This is a genomic window from Paenimyroides marinum (assembly GCF_900108395.1).
Taxonomy (GTDB): domain Bacteria; phylum Bacteroidota; class Bacteroidia; order Flavobacteriales; family Flavobacteriaceae; genus Flavobacterium; species Flavobacterium marinum.
Window position 1 is genome coordinate 56,001 of sequence record NZ_FNXE01000011.1, and the last position, 14,604, is coordinate 70,604.

Genomic DNA, 14,604 nt, shown 5'->3' on the forward strand with positions numbered 1-14,604 from the left:
TTTATTTTTTAAAAGTGTTTCGTTCTTCTTCCATATATTGTATGATCTTTTTATTTTCCCACTCTTTATTCAAAAAAGGAATAAAATTAAACGTTCCGGCAGCGTGAGAGAACAAGCCTATTCCCCAACCTATCAACGGAAATAAAAACCAATAATTTCCATTATTTTTTATTAAAGTAATGATTATAAAAAAGGAATTTACACAAAGGTAAACGATTAAATGTATGTAAAATCCTTTGACTTTTTTTACCTTTTTTTTTGCTTTTAAAAGCTCAATTTGACTATAATTTTCCATGATTTCTGTTTTTATTAATTTGTTTGTTAATCATTTTATTTTCCCAATTCTTTAAGAAATTTATTGTTTTAATTCCATTTATAACTAGTGCAAACAACATAAAAAATGTTATCGCTAATGACCATTTATAGTGAGGCACATAGAAAAAATTTAATATAATGGCTAAAGGAATTACAATTACAGCTGCAAAAACTGTTACATAAAATTCTTTTAGCTGATACATTCTGTTGTAGGCATTGTTAAAAATTTCTTCTGTGAATTGATCTTCCTGAAAATTGTATAACGATTCACCTGAAATTAGCGGAAGCTTTACAATATAATTCTTGTCGGTTTGTTGTATATCGATTTCTAAATTAGAAACCAGACTGTAACGTTGAATAATATTTTGCAATCCAATTCCGGTAGATTTTTCAAAAGTTTGTTTTTTTTGAAAAGAATTTTGAATAACCATATAATTTTCTTCCTTAAAAATATCAATCTGTAATGGCTTTTGGTCTGATATAATGTTATGTTTTATGGCATTTTCTAACAAAAGCTGTAAGCTTAAAGGCACAATTCTAAAATCATTCATATCAGATTCTGTTTGAAAATTGATAATAATGGCATCTTCAAAACGCATTTTTAAAAGTGAAACATACAATTTTGCAAAGTTTAGTTCTTCTTCAACCGAAATCAGATTTTTATCTTTTTGGTCTAAAACATAACGGTAGATCTTTGAAAGTGCAACTGTAAATTCCTGAGCTTTAACGGGATTTTCCTCAATTAATGAACTCAACACATTTAATGAATTAAACAAAAAGTGTGGATCGAGCTGATTTTTTAACGTTTCAAAAGATGCTGTTGCTTTTATCGCAATATCTTTTTGCTTGGTAATTTCAATTTTATCTTTTCTACGAATAAGCAGCACTATATATACTGTTGTTGAAATGGTCATTGAAAACCAATTCGTAAATATTGAAAGTTTAAAAGATTGTTTTAAAATTTCTATTATTCCTAAATCACTAAAAATTAGATTTCCAATAATCTCTATAATAAAAACAACAATTACAGTAAGTATATTAACCCAAAACCCTCCAATTAAAATATTTGTAAGATTTTTTTTCCGTTTTAGATAATACCCCGATAATATTAATGTGTTCGCTAAATAAATTGCAAACGTATAAGTGAAAACAATTATAAATGATTTTAAAAAACTATAATTTTCATAATAATTATTAAAATTATAATTTAAAATAACCACCAAAATATAACAGATTATCAAAATAATGCTGAATTGTTTTAAATGTCTTAAAAATGTTTTCATAATTAAAAAATGTTTTTTAAATAGTTCAGTGTGTAATCATAATTAAAAATTAAGTGGTAAATAAATTGGAAAATCCCACTCGACATTTCCAATAAAACCATGTAAACAGGAATTATTAAAAACCACTTTTTATTGTGTTCAAATTTTAAATACGGTGCATTTAGTAAATTTTTAAAAGCATTTATAATTCGTTCCTTATGATACCACAAGATAATTCCAATAAAAATTAAATAAAAGGTTAATCTAAAAAAGAATGCAACTTTAAAATGATATGGCATAATGGTAAGATCAACCATTAAAATATTTAAAAATATAGGAATTGCCATTAATGCTCCTAATAAAAAGGTTCGTTTATAAACCAATAAAATAGCTGTTATAATTTGTGATATTCCTATAAAACTATTAAAAGGTTCATTTTTAAACAAATGCCATGAAATTCTAAATAAAGATAAATCTTTAATAGGTGTATTCAATTCTGCTTCAGTTATTCCAAATTGTCCACCAGTTAATTTACTGTAACCGTCATTCCATAACGTAAAAGCTAAAAGCAACCGCATAGCCAATAGCATCAAATCTATTTGTAAATATTTCTTCATATTTTTTTATTTTAAGCCAAAAGTAAATCAACTATATTTACCTTAAAATTAAAATCCGACGAACTGTAAATTTTGCCTTACCAACCGTAAATTTCACATCTATAATCAAAAAAAAGAACATTTAAAAGCCGATAAAAATCAATATTAAATAGTAAATTTGCTTTCAAATTAAAAAATCATGGTATATAAATTTCGCGTTATTTTAGATGCTGAAGAAGATGTTTTTCGCGACATCGCCATTCAAGATACTGATACTTTAGAAGATTTACACAACACCATAATTAATGCTTTTGGTTTTGATGGAACCGAAGGCGGATCGTTCTTTTTGTGCGATGATAATTGGAATCAGGAAGACGAAATACCTTTGTTTGATATGGGTGATGTTCCGGGTGAACAAAAAACAATGAACGATTTTAAGTTGAACGATTTGTTATACGAAGACCAAACCAAAATTCTTTATATTTACGATCCGTTTGTAAACTGGACGTTCTTTGTGGAACTTGCCGCTATTGAAAACGAAAACGATTCTGAAGAAAAAGAATTGCCTGCATTGCTTTTTGCACATGGTGTGTTACCTGAAGATGCTCCTGTGAAAAATTTTGGCGATCCTCTTTCAAAAGACGATATCTACGGTGACTTTGACGACGATTATGACGATGAAGACTTTGATATGTTTGACGGTGATGACAGTTTTAACGATTTTGACTACGACGATCAATATTAGTCTGAATAAAGAACATTCTTAACGAAATATAAAATACATTAAAAAGAAAACCTTCCGGTTTTCTTTTTTACTAACAAAAATACAAACAACCCACTATGATTAATTTATTTAACACTCAAATTGAATCTTTATCAATTCACAGAGTTGGTAATAAAAGCCGTGCCGAAGCAATCTTTTTATCGGAAAACACTTTTAATATTAACGATGAAATTACACCGCTTTTAAAGGAGTATTTTTTTAAACCCTTTCGCGAAAAAGAAGAAAATTATTACCAGTTTGCCCACGATGTGGATCTGGATTATAATGAAATGTTCAATTTCGCGAATGAAATCTTTGCAAACCCAAGTAATGTTCACGAAGTTTCTAAGAAAATCACCAAACATCTGTACGAGCAATCAAACCATCCGCATATTAAAAACGGTGAGGTGTATGTTACTTATTTAACGCATTTAACGATAGATAATAATCCGGTTGATGCCATTGGGATTTTTAAAAGCGAGTTAAAATCAGACTTTTTACAGTTCGAAGAAAATAATAGTAATTTAGAAATGGTGCTTCAGCAAGGAATTAATTTGAGTAAATTAGATAAAGGCTGTATCATTTTTAATTACAAAAAAGAAGAAGGATACAAAATTTTAACGGTTGACAGCAACCGTTACGATGCACGTTATTGGTTAGAGCACTTTTTGTCGGTTGATTCTTTTCAAGACGAAAATTTTATGACGAAAAAGTATCTGAAATTTGTTCAGGATTTTGCTAAAGATGTGGTTTTACCCGCCGAAGATAAAAAAGAAGAAGTAATGTTTATGAATCGTTCGGTAAATTATTTTGCTAAAAATGATGAGTTCGAAGAACAAAATTTCATCAATGATGTAATTGACAACCCTGATTTACAGGCTGAATTTAAGAATTACAAAACCGATCGGGCTGAAAAATACAGCATCGAAGATGTTTCTTCTTTTCCAATTGCAAACAATGCCGTTTCAGACGTTCGCAAAAAGATTAAAAACGTTATTAATTTAGATACCAACGTTCAAATTAAGTTAGACTTTATTAATCCGGAATCTGCCGAAAAATTTATTGAAAAAGGCTGGGATGAAGAAAAACAGATGTATTACTACCTGGTTTATTTTAATAAAGAACAAAAACAGTAATAACAAAGCTTCCTTATTTTGGAAGCTTTTTACTTTTTAAATATACCGATACAATTAGATACAATTATAAGTAAAACGAAAATAATATAAGTACTGTAAATAATCTTGTTTTGTAGAAATTGTATTTTTAGATTGTTTATGAATGATTTTATATCAGTTTTCTCATCATTTACTATATCATTAGCCCAAATTGTTCCACATTCTATAAAAGGTGATGGTAAGCCTTCTTCATCATCGCTAATTTCTACCAGCTTATAATCTCTACCTAAAAAATACATTGTGTTGTTGTCTAAAATATATAGTTCGGCTTCACGTTCGTTAAATATATTTAAGACTTTAATAAATTCGTTATATGTTGCTTCTTTTTCAAAATGAATTTTCAATCCGTTAATAGTGTCTTTTGTTTGAACAACATCATTTACAAATTGGTCGATGTATTTGAAAGTATTTTTTGAATTTTTATCGTTATTTAAGGTTACTTCTTTAAAAAACCGTTGGGTTAAAAATTCTTTAGTAATAAAACATCATAACCCAATTCCTTATTAAATTGTTCAGTCTCAACAAAATCCATATAAGTAAAATCAATAGATCGTAATTGGGTAAAATAGTCATACTTATTCATATACCAAATCCCTAAAATTGGCAGAAGAATAATAGAGAATATTCCTGGTATGTAATATATTTTTTTCATTTGCGAAAAGATATAAAAAAATCCCGAATAATTTCGGGATTCTCTATAAATTTATACATCTCTGTTAGGATCAAAAGATTCTAAGTATTGAGCAACTCTTTGAACGAATTGCCCTCCTAAAGAACCGTCAACCACTCTGTGATCATAAGAATGTGATAAGAACATTTTTTGACGGATACCGATAAAATCGCCTTCAGGTGTTTCGATAACCGCTGGTACTTTTCTAATGGCACCTAAAGCTAAAATTCCTACTTGTGGCTGATTGATAATTGGCGTTCCGAAAACCGAACCAAAAGTTCCCACATTCGTCACCGTATAAGTACCTCCTTGTGTATCGTCTGGTTTTAATTTGCCTTTACGTGCACGATCTGCTAAATCGTTAACCGCCTTTGCCATACCTACCAAGTTTAATTGATCTGCATTTTTAATTACAGGAACAATTAAGTTTCCGTTTGGTAAAGCAGCTGCCATTCCCAAATTAATGTTTCTACGTTTGATGATGTGATCACCTTCAACCGAAATGTTCATCATTGGGAAATCTTTTAAGGCTTTTGCAACAGCTTCCATAAAGATCGGAGTAAAAGTCAGTTTTTCACCTTCGCGTTTCTCGAACGTATTTTTTACTTTATTTCTCCAGTTAACAATATTGGTAACGTCAACTTCAATAAACGATTGTACGTGTGCCGATGTTTGAACCGATTGAACCATGTGATGTGCAATCATTTTGCGCATACGATCCATTTCAATGATTTCATCCTGCCCATTTACAGAAACCGGAGCAGCTTTAGTAGCAGGAACAACAGAAGAAACAGGTGTTGCTACTGATTGCGGTGTAGTAACAGCAGGTTGCGAACCTCTGTTTTTAACGTAATCTAATATATCGGTTTTGGTAATTCGACCATCTTTTCCTGTTCCGTTAATCTTTTCCAGTTCGTCAATTGAGATACCTTCTTCTTTTGCGATGTTTTTTACTAAAGGCGAGAAAAATTTATCTGAAGAACCAAAATCAGCAGACGAAACAGCTTCTTGAGCTTGTTTTACAGTATTTTCTACTTTTTCTACCGGAGCATCTTCTTGAGTAGTTGCAGTAACTGTTTCTGTTACATCGTCGCTTCCTTCTGTTTCAATGATAGCAATAGTTTGTCCTACCTGAACAACATCATCTTTTTGAAACAAAATTTCAATTATTTTACCACTTACTTCTGTAGGTACTTCACTATCAACTTTATCGGTGGCTACTTCAACAACAGTTTCATCTTGTTCAACAGTATCTCCAACGTTTTTTACCCAATTAGTAATTGTTGCCTCTGCAACGCTTTCTCCCATCTTGGGTAATTTTAATTCAAACTTTGCCATATTTCTAATAAAGAGTTGTGTTTAGATTAAAGATTTACAAAAATAATAATTTTTAAGACTATTTAGCGGTTTATTTAAAAATTTACGCAATAAAAACAAAAGTATTCATTATTCTATTTTGTAGGTCTTACTTTTTTAGTAAAATACGCAATATGGAAGCTATTTTTTATTTTAGATATATATATTTAACATTTTTAATCAAATTATGGTTATTTACATACCTTTTTAATAGCTCATCCGGGTTTATCAGCCATGATTTTTGAGCATCACTGATAAGTTCTTTATCATCAATATGATCGGTTATCAATAAATCTATTGTTTCATTTTGGATATTAGCAAGTAGCTGTTTTACATTGTTGAATTTAGCTAACTGTTTATTTTCTGTAAAAAAAGTATATTTTTGATTAAAAACAGTTGCCGAATAATGTGTAAAATGATACTTTTTAGCTAAACTTATAGCATATAATTCAGGGGCTGCCGTAGCAAGTATGCTTACCTGATAATTTTTAATTTCTTCTAAAATAAACTTATTAATCGTTTTATGGATATGATACAAAAACGCCTCTACATCTATTTTTTTGCCTGTACAATCTTTTAATATCTGGAATTTCCATCTTTTATGCGAGATCAACTTAAAAGCTCTAAAACCTGACCAGAAAAGAATCTTAAAAAACCACAACCAATCAAGCGATTTAAAGGATTTCTTTAAAATATATCGAATAAAAGCATGAAAAGTATTGCTTTTACTTAATGTACCGTCTAAATCTACAACTATGACACTTTTTTTCAACTTTTAAAATCTTTTGACCAAGGGTATCGAACCAGCGTGTCTTTAAACAAATAATAATCAGGTTGCACGATAGATTCTGTTATAGTCCAAGCAATTACAGCTGATTTTATTTTTGCTTTAGGGTATTTCTTCATCAACTGATTTTGGATAATGTAAAGCGTTTTACCCGAATCTACAGCATCATCTATTATCAAAATGTTTTTTAGTTCTATACCAGGCAAATTTTCAATTGTTAAAGATAAATTATTTAGGGTTACAAGATCGATATTCTTAATTTTTGATTGAACTTTTTTAGACTCGATGATCCGTAATCTATTTAACAAAGCATACGGAAGCATTTTTAAAATAACACGAACTATCTTTTTTTTCTTTACTTTTTCTGTTTCTCGCTGTAACTTGGTGTCAATAAAATAAGAAGTATTAAATTTTTCAGATTGTTTAAATTGGTTAATCATAAACTTTGCGCCATTCATCACACCAATAATCACTTCGGGCTGAAAATCAATAGCAAGTATCAACTTTTCAACCTTATCAACCACATCTTTATATGTTAATGTAACAACCTTCATTTAAATAAAAAACAATTATTTCCCAACTGCAAGCTGCGCTTTGATAAAATCGGTAACAAGATAGGTTAAGAGCTTGCCCAGCATGTTTTCTGAAGCATTGCTTAAACTTGCCGATCCTTCGCAGATATGTAAATAAGAGGCGTTTGAATGATTTGCCATCATATTGACGAATTGTCTGGCTTCGGTTACTGAAAAACCGCTGGGTGACATGGCACTACTGGCAATATTTTCTATGGCATCAACATCAATTTCAATTCCGTAGGATTTTGATTTTGTTGTTTTTAGAACGTTGTTAATACTGGTTAGAAAATCTTTTTCAAAGCGGACTTTCATTTCTTCAAATGTAACCAATTTCAGTTTATCGGGATATTCTTTAAACCGATGAATCATGTGTTTGTTTAAGTAGTTTTCATGAGCTCCAAATACACAATAGGTATCAATAAACCCTTCATTGAAAGCATACGAAAACCCATTACCGCTATGCCGTCCTTCTAAAGCCCTGAAATCAGTATGTGCATCAAAATTTACCACATTGATATTTGTTCCTTTCGCTAATGCCAATCCTTTTATATTTCCATAAGCATTGTTGTGACCACCACCAATAACAACTGCTTTTTTCCCTGAACGGTGAATCAACGTATTTAAATAAGTTACCTCCTTGTCAATTTCAGAAACTATTTCATACAAGCGCTTTAAATCAGCTTGAACAGCGGGATTTAGATTATTGATTTCATCATTGTATTTTGAATAATCAAAACAACCGATTAAGGCTATATTTGATGCTTTGAGGTATTTATTGTTCTGAATATTTAAAAATGACGAAAGAAAAATATCCCAGCTGTGCTTTTCGCCTGTTCTACCAAAATTAGCTTTGATTCCGACAAATTCTTTGATTCCAAAGACCACAAACTCCGCAGAGGTTTCATTTAAAAACGTCGAAATGTTTGTCGTTTTATCTGAAGGATATTTAATTTTTTCTCCAAATTTGGTTTCGTCTTTTCTTAAAACCAATAATTCATTCAACCGGCTAATGTTAAAGTATTCAAAATTTTCCATTCGGTATAATTATAAAAGCATAGTAAAATCAAGTACTATAATTATTATTTATGGCTTTCTAAATTTTTATATGCCTTATCTTGTTCAAAATTAATGTTTTATTACTAAATTTGTAATAGGTAAATATATAATCGATAAATTAATTTTTCGATTTATAAAAATCTTTTTCATAACTATTTTTTTTCACACCGGCAGTTTATTCTCCCGGTGTGTTTTGTTTTTTACCGTTTAAATATACCGATTCAATTAAATTACTGCCAAAATTATACGGTATGGCATAAATAGAATGTAACGGTTTGGTTATAAAAAACGATGCTTTTTTACCTTTAGTAATACTTCCGTAACCTTTTTCAACTTCTAACGCGTAAGCGGCATTGATAGTGGCGGCATTAAAAGCTTCTTCCGGGGTTAATTTCATTTTGATACACGATGTAGCCACTACAAAATTCATATTGCCACTGGGTGTGGTTCCGGGGTTATAATCTGATGCCACTACTAATGGAAGGCCGGCATTTAACAGTTTACGTGCCGGTGTGTAAGGAATCGAAATAAAATACGAACAGGTTGGCAAAGCTACCGGAATGGTTTTTCCTTTTTTCAAAGTTTCAATATCCTGGTCTGATACAACTTCTAAGTGATCTACCGATAAAACATTTTCTTCAACACACATATCAATTCCCCCAATTGTTGTAAACTGGTTCACATGGATTTTTGATTTTAAACCAAATTGAGTCGCTGTTTTAATGATTTTTCGGGTTTCGTCAACTGTAAAATAACCCGTTTCTACAAAAGCGTCTACATAATCTGCCAAACCTGATTGTGCAATTTCGGGAATCATTTTCTGACAAATTTCATCTACAAAACCGACCTGATTTCCTTTAAATTCCGGTGGAACAGCATGTGCACCTAAAAAAGTTGCTTTTATTTTTACGGGATAGTTTTCTTTTAATTTTTTTATCACACGCAACATTTTAAGCTCTGCTTCCAAACTTAAACCATACCCCGATTTTATTTCAACAACACCAGTGCCTTGTGAAATTAATTCTTCTAATCGTAGAGAGGCATCGTGATATAATTCGTCTTCTGAAGTATTGCGTAATTTTTCTACCGAGTTTAAAATACCGCCGCCGCGCTGATAAATTTCATCGTACGTTAAACCGTTAATTCTGTCAACAAATTCCTGTTCGCGGTTGCCTGCATACACAATATGCGTGTGACTGTCTATATAAGTAGGCATAATCATTTTGCCAGAAACATCAACCGATTCATCACAATTAGTCGGTGCATTTTCCATTGATCCATAATCTGCAATCAGATCATTTTCAACCACTAAAAAGGCATTTTTTATAGAAGGAAGTTCTTTCATTTCACTCCCTTTTAAAATAGCGTTATTGTTCTCTCGAATCTGAAAAAGTTCTTTTATATTGTAAAATAGGGTTTTCATTTTTTTGTATTGATTCTTTTCAAAGATAGATAGTTCTTGCAAATTGGCATAAAAAAATCCGTTTCTTTTAAAAACGGATTAGAATTAATTATTGTAATTTAAGAAGGATTTATGGTTAAATCTTTAATTTCAGTTACTGTCATACTACAATCACTACAAGAGCATGATGCAGTATTTGTATTGAAATTGTACTGCTCCCTACATTCAAATCCACCTGTACAATCAACTCTGAATGCCTTAGAAATTGTATTACTTCTTGAATATAAAACACTTTGTAAATTATTTTCATTGTCTAAAAACGAAAAAATCACAACATCAGTACCATCATTATGATATAATTCTATCTTCTTAAAGACATCTAAATTGAAATTATACTTTTCAATTGCATATTTCTTTATATCCTCAATAGCATATTGAAATAATTCTGAATTAAATAGATTGTCTTTTAAGATATTTTTATCTTCTTCAGATAAAGTTCTATCGTTGATTGTTTCAAATTTAATCTCAAACGCACAAGGTGAGCATGTACATTCTCCTTTACCTGTCTTTAAATCAAAACCAAATGCGCAATCACAACTTCCTATACACTGTAAGTTAACTCCGCCATTAATTGAGCGATTACTAACTGGTTTTGATGCAATTTTCTCACTGGAATTATTTCCATTCTCATAAGTATTATCTGCTTTATCACATGAATAAATAAAAAGTAATAATACAGAAGTAAAAAGAGCTACAATTTTTTTCATAATTTAATAAAATTTAAAATTAATTAAGGTAAACAAAAACAAAAACAAAAATTTTTTATAAAATTTTAAAAGCATAAAAAAATCCGTTTCTTTTGAAAACGGAATGATTATTTTACTCCCTCAAAAACACCTAAACCAAATAAAGCAAAATCATATTTTACGGGATCTTCAGGATCAAATTTTCGTAGAGTCTCGTCTAATTCCTGTACAGCTTTTTGATCGTTTTGTTTACGTTTTAAAATACCTAAAGAACGGGCTACATTTCCTGAATGCACATCAAGCGGGCACGATAATTCACTTGGAGAAATAGATTCCCAGATACCAAAATCTACTCCCTTATTGTCTTTTCTTGAGAGCCAACGCAGGTACATATTCAATCTTTTTGAAGAAGAACCTTTTAATGGATCAGAGATATGTTTGGTTGTTCGTATAGGATGATTAATTTCAAAAAATACCTTTTTAAAATTTGAAATTCTGTTTTGTAAGTTCAAAGCTGCATTACTTGAAAATACTTTTTCCAACCCTTCATGATTTTCATAAATATTTCTCAGTGATTGTATAAAAAATCTAAAATCTACTGAATTAAAAGTTCTGTGAACAATGTTATCAATAGTATCTATTTGCTCTTTTTTGGCATTCATGACAAAATCGTAAGGGTTATTTCCCAGAGCATCCATCATTTTGGTTGCACTATTAATAATCATTTTACGATTTCCCCAAGCAATAGTCGATGCCAAAAAGCCACTTATTTCAATATCTTCTTTAATTTTATATTTGTGCGGGATCTGTATCGGATCCGATTCTATAAAATTTGGGTTATTGTATTGATCTGCTTTAAAATCCAGAAATTCTTTTAATTCTTCAAAATTCATTTAACAAAGATAAGTTATAACATCAAACCTATCCGCGGTTTTAACTTTACATTTATTAAGAGGAATATTTTTTGGCTGGCTTCAAAAAAACAAAATCTCTTTTCTGAACAAAAACTTGTCTGTATCTTTGAATAATTAATTTTTAGAAATGAATTATCCCGAAATACCTTTGGCACAAAGCATTTTGCAATTATTTAAGGCAAAGGAAATTAAACATATAATTATCTCTCCCGGTTCGCGTAATGCACCGTTGACCATTGGTTTTACAAACGATCCTTTTTTTACATGTTATAGTGTTGTTGATGAACGTTGTGCTGCGTTTTTTGCTATGGGAATTGCACAACAAACCCAAAAACCTGTTGCTTTACTTTGTACTTCGGGGTCTGCTTTGTTGAATTATTATCCGGCAGTAGCCGAAGCTTTTTATAGTCAAATTCCGTTAATTGTAGTTTCTGCAGACAGACCAACTTCAAAAATTGATATTGGTGACGGACAAACCATCCGGCAACGAAATGTGTTTGAAAATCACTCGTTATTTAACGCTAATTTATCCGATGAAGCTTCAACAGAAAACGATGTGCTTATTCAAACCGCCATTCATACAGCAAAAATTAAAAGAGGTCCGGTACACATCAATGCACCGTTTGAAGAACCTTTGTATAATCTAATAAGCACCCCAACTTACCATGCTTTGATTGTAGAAGAACCATCAGAAAAAGAAGAACATAATTTAAATACTGTTGATTTTTCAATTATAAACCATGCTGCTAAAATAGTGGTATTAATTGGATCGCAAAATCCTGAAACAATCTCAAAAGAACACATTGATTTTCTAGCAAACTTGCCTAATGTGGTTATTTTAACTGAAATCAATTCTAATGTACATCATTCTAAAATTGTAGCGAACATTGACACATTGATTACTACTTTTTCAGAAAATGATTTTAAAGATTTTCAACCCGATTTATTATTGACTTTTGGCGGAATGGTTGTTTCTAAACGTATTAAGGCGTTATTCAGAAATTATCCACCTAAAAATCACTGGCACATTGATGAATTACGAGCATACGATACTTTTGGTGCATTAACCAAGCATTTTACTGGTTCAGCAAACGAATTCATCGAAGAAATCAGAACGAATATCTTGATAAAACCGTCTGATTTTTCTCAACACATCCAGCAAACAATGATTAATCGGAGAAAAGGACATGAAGCGTATTTAAATAAAATTCCTTTTTCAGATTTAAAATCGTTTCAGATTATTTGGAATCATCTGCCTGAAAATATTCAGTTACAAATTAGCAATAGTGCCGTAATTCGCTATGCTCAATTATTTGAAACACCTGAAAATATTGATGTTTATTGCAACCGTGGAACCAGCGGAATAGACGGTTCTACTTCTACAGCAGTTGGTGCATCGGTCATTTCAAAGAAACCTACAGTTCTTATTACCGGAGATATCAGTTTTTTTTATGACAGTAATGCTTTATGGAACAATTATATTCCCAAAAACTTTAAAATCATTATTGTAAATAACAGTGGCGGAGGCATCTTCAGGATTCTTCCGGGACATTCAGAAAATAGCACATTCAATACTTTTTTTGAAACCCAACACAATTTAACGGCTGAGCATTTAGCAAAAATGTATCATTTTGACTATGCCGCTGCAACCAACGAAAAAGAATTAGAAATGGCATTAAAATTGTTATTTTCTAACGATTCACAACCACAGATTTTAGAAATTTTCACTCCTTCTAAAATCAACAGAGATTTGTTGCGAAATTATTTTTCAAGTATATCATAAATAAAAATTTAATATGAAAAAATTTATCATTCCAATTGCCCTTATTTCATTCGGTCTAACCAATTGTACCAGCTTACAGCAAGTAGCAGATTCGTTACCGGGAATTTTAGAAAACACCAGTTTAGGGCAAACTCAAATTGCAGCCGGTTTAAAAGAAGCGTTGCAACAAGGTGTTGACAAACAAGTTGTAAATTTGACCAAAACCAATGGCTTTTACAATAATTCATTAGTAAAAATTGGTTTGCCAAGTGAATTGCAAAAAGTAGAAAAAGCGTTGCGAGATGTTGGTTTAGGAAGTTTAGCCGATGAAGGCATTAAAGCGTTAAACACAGCAGCCAGCAACGCCGTTAAAGAAGCTACACCTATTTTTGTAGATGCTATTACCAGTATGACGATTTCTGATGCGACCAATATTTTAATGGGAAATAAAGATGCAGCCACACAATATTTAATGAAATCTACAAAAACATCTTTGTATAAAAAGTTCAATCCGGTTATTAAATCTTCGTTTACCAAAGTTGGTGCAGATAAAGTTTGGAGTAATATCATTACTAAATACAATGCGTTGCCTTTAGTAAAAGATGTAAATCCTGATTTAACCGATTATGTTACACAAGAAGCGTTAAACGGCGTTTATACAATGATTGAAAAAGAAGAAGCAAACATAAGAACCAATGTATCCGCACGATCTACCAATTTATTAAAATCGGTTTTTGCCCTACAGGATAAAAAGTAGGTTTAATATAATATGTTTTTTATCTCTTCATAAGAAAGCCTGTCTTTTTCAAGACAGGCTTCTCTTAAAAAAAAACCTTCCCCCCGAGCTTTCGAATTAGCGAAGCAACCGACCGTAGCGACACGCCGAAGCTATAACGAAAAAAGAGGATTACTTTTTAGTAATCCTCTTTTGAAAAAAAGGCGGCGACATACTCTCCCACGCTATGACGCAGTACCATCTGCGCAACCGGGCTTAACTTCTCTGTTCGGAATGGAAAGAGGTGAGCCCCGACGCTATAACCACCTTAAGTTTTTGTTTAAAGTTTAAGGTTTTTTTGTTTAAGGTTCTTGAAAACTTTAAACCTTGAACTTTAAACTCTAAACGCAGCTTTGCTGCAATATTGTTAACATATTTTCGATACTTGTTTTGTAGAATCTTTATCTGATTACTGACTGCTGTCAGCATTATACAAAGCAACTCCCAGAG

The 14,604-nt window shown here is 31.1% G+C and carries 15 protein-coding genes and 1 rRNA gene; 4 read left to right on the top strand and 12 right to left on the bottom strand.

Features of this window, described 5'->3' with window-relative positions:
• Nucleotide 1 precedes the first annotated feature (1 nt).
• The 3 genes from BLW20_RS05425 to BLW20_RS05435 form a co-directional block, all read right to left on the bottom strand.
• Nucleotides 2–295: a 2TM domain-containing protein gene (locus tag BLW20_RS05425; protein WP_091097174.1), complete on the bottom strand. Its 294-nt coding sequence runs from the start codon at nt 293–295 to the stop codon at nt 2–4.
• Nucleotides 282–1,229 (bottom strand): histidine kinase, encoded by a 948-nt coding sequence (locus BLW20_RS05430; protein WP_177165034.1) that lies wholly within the window; start codon nt 1,227–1,229, stop codon nt 282–284. Before BLW20_RS05430 ends, BLW20_RS05425 begins: the two co-directional genes overlap by 14 nt.
• Before the next feature lie 371 nt (nt 1,230–1,600).
• The gene (locus BLW20_RS05435) at nt 1,601–2,194 is read right to left on the bottom strand and encodes a DoxX family membrane protein (protein ID WP_091097178.1); all 594 of its coding nucleotides are present in this window, start codon (nt 2,192–2,194) and stop codon (nt 1,601–1,603) included.
• A 178-nt stretch (nt 2,195–2,372) separates the two neighbouring features.
• Here BLW20_RS05435 and BLW20_RS05440 point away from each other — a divergent pair, with 178 nt between their 5' ends.
• Together BLW20_RS05440 and BLW20_RS05445 are read left to right on the top strand one after the other, a co-directional pair.
• Complete coding sequence (locus BLW20_RS05440) at nt 2,373–2,918, top strand: IS1096 element passenger TnpR family protein (RefSeq protein WP_091097180.1); 546 nt, start codon at nt 2,373–2,375, stop codon at nt 2,916–2,918.
• Between the two features lie 95 nt (nt 2,919–3,013).
• Complete coding sequence (locus BLW20_RS05445) at nt 3,014–4,072, top strand: nucleoid-associated protein (protein WP_091097182.1); 1,059 nt, start codon at nt 3,014–3,016, stop codon at nt 4,070–4,072.
• Between the two features lie 29 nt (nt 4,073–4,101).
• On the opposite strand, the gene BLW20_RS05450 is transcribed toward BLW20_RS05445, so the two are convergent.
• The 8 genes from BLW20_RS05450 to BLW20_RS05485 all read right to left on the bottom strand — a co-directional run bounded on the left by BLW20_RS05450 (nt 4,102) and on the right by BLW20_RS05485 (nt 11,596).
• Complete coding sequence (locus tag BLW20_RS05450; protein WP_091097184.1) at nt 4,102–4,455, bottom strand: hypothetical protein; 354 nt, start codon at nt 4,453–4,455, stop codon at nt 4,102–4,104.
• Between the two features lie 359 nt (nt 4,456–4,814).
• A complete protein-coding gene (locus BLW20_RS05455; protein WP_091097186.1) occupies nt 4,815–6,119 on the bottom strand; it encodes a dihydrolipoamide acetyltransferase family protein in 1,305 nt (434 codons plus the stop codon).
• A 166-nt stretch (nt 6,120–6,285) separates the two neighbouring features.
• Nucleotides 6,286–6,909, bottom strand: coding sequence for an HAD family hydrolase (locus BLW20_RS05460; RefSeq protein ID WP_091097188.1), 624 nt, complete (start codon nt 6,907–6,909; stop codon nt 6,286–6,288).
• Nucleotides 6,906–7,478, bottom strand: coding sequence for a phosphoribosyltransferase (locus BLW20_RS05465; protein ID WP_091097190.1), 573 nt, complete (start codon nt 7,476–7,478; stop codon nt 6,906–6,908). The genes BLW20_RS05460 and BLW20_RS05465 overlap by 4 nt, the downstream gene beginning before the upstream one ends.
• A gap of 15 nt (nt 7,479–7,493) precedes the next feature.
• Nucleotides 7,494–8,534: an arginase family protein gene (locus BLW20_RS05470; protein ID WP_091097192.1), complete on the bottom strand. Its 1,041-nt coding sequence runs from the start codon at nt 8,532–8,534 to the stop codon at nt 7,494–7,496.
• 196 nt (nt 8,535–8,730) lie between these two features.
• Nucleotides 8,731–9,978 carry an imidazolonepropionase gene (gene hutI, locus BLW20_RS05475; RefSeq protein ID WP_091097194.1) on the bottom strand — a complete coding sequence of 416 codons (1,248 nt, stop codon included), beginning with the start codon at nt 9,976–9,978 and terminating at the stop codon, nt 8,731–8,733.
• A gap of 98 nt (nt 9,979–10,076) precedes the next feature.
• Nucleotides 10,077–10,724: a hypothetical protein gene (locus BLW20_RS05480; RefSeq protein ID WP_091097196.1), complete on the bottom strand. Its 648-nt coding sequence runs from the start codon at nt 10,722–10,724 to the stop codon at nt 10,077–10,079.
• Between the two features lie 107 nt (nt 10,725–10,831).
• Nucleotides 10,832–11,596 carry a TIGR02757 family protein gene (locus BLW20_RS05485; RefSeq protein ID WP_091097199.1) on the bottom strand — a complete coding sequence of 255 codons (765 nt, stop codon included), beginning with the start codon at nt 11,594–11,596 and terminating at the stop codon, nt 10,832–10,834.
• 148 nt (nt 11,597–11,744) lie between these two features.
• On the opposite strand from BLW20_RS05485, the gene menD reads away from it, so the two are divergent.
• Together menD and BLW20_RS05495 are read left to right on the top strand one after the other, a co-directional pair.
• On the top strand, nt 11,745–13,400 hold the full coding sequence (gene menD / locus BLW20_RS05490) for a 2-succinyl-5-enolpyruvyl-6-hydroxy-3-cyclohexene-1-carboxylic-acid synthase (protein WP_091097200.1): 1,656 nt from the start codon (nt 11,745–11,747) through the stop codon (nt 13,398–13,400).
• A gap of 13 nt (nt 13,401–13,413) precedes the next feature.
• Nucleotides 13,414–14,136, top strand: a complete 723-nt coding sequence (locus BLW20_RS05495) for a DUF4197 domain-containing protein (RefSeq protein ID WP_091097202.1) — start codon at nt 13,414–13,416, stop codon at nt 14,134–14,136.
• 177 nt (nt 14,137–14,313) lie between these two features.
• On the opposite strand, the gene rrf is transcribed toward BLW20_RS05495, so the two are convergent.
• Nucleotides 14,314–14,425 (bottom strand): 5S ribosomal RNA (rrf, locus tag BLW20_RS05500).
• Between the last annotated feature and the right edge of the window lie 179 nt (nt 14,426–14,604).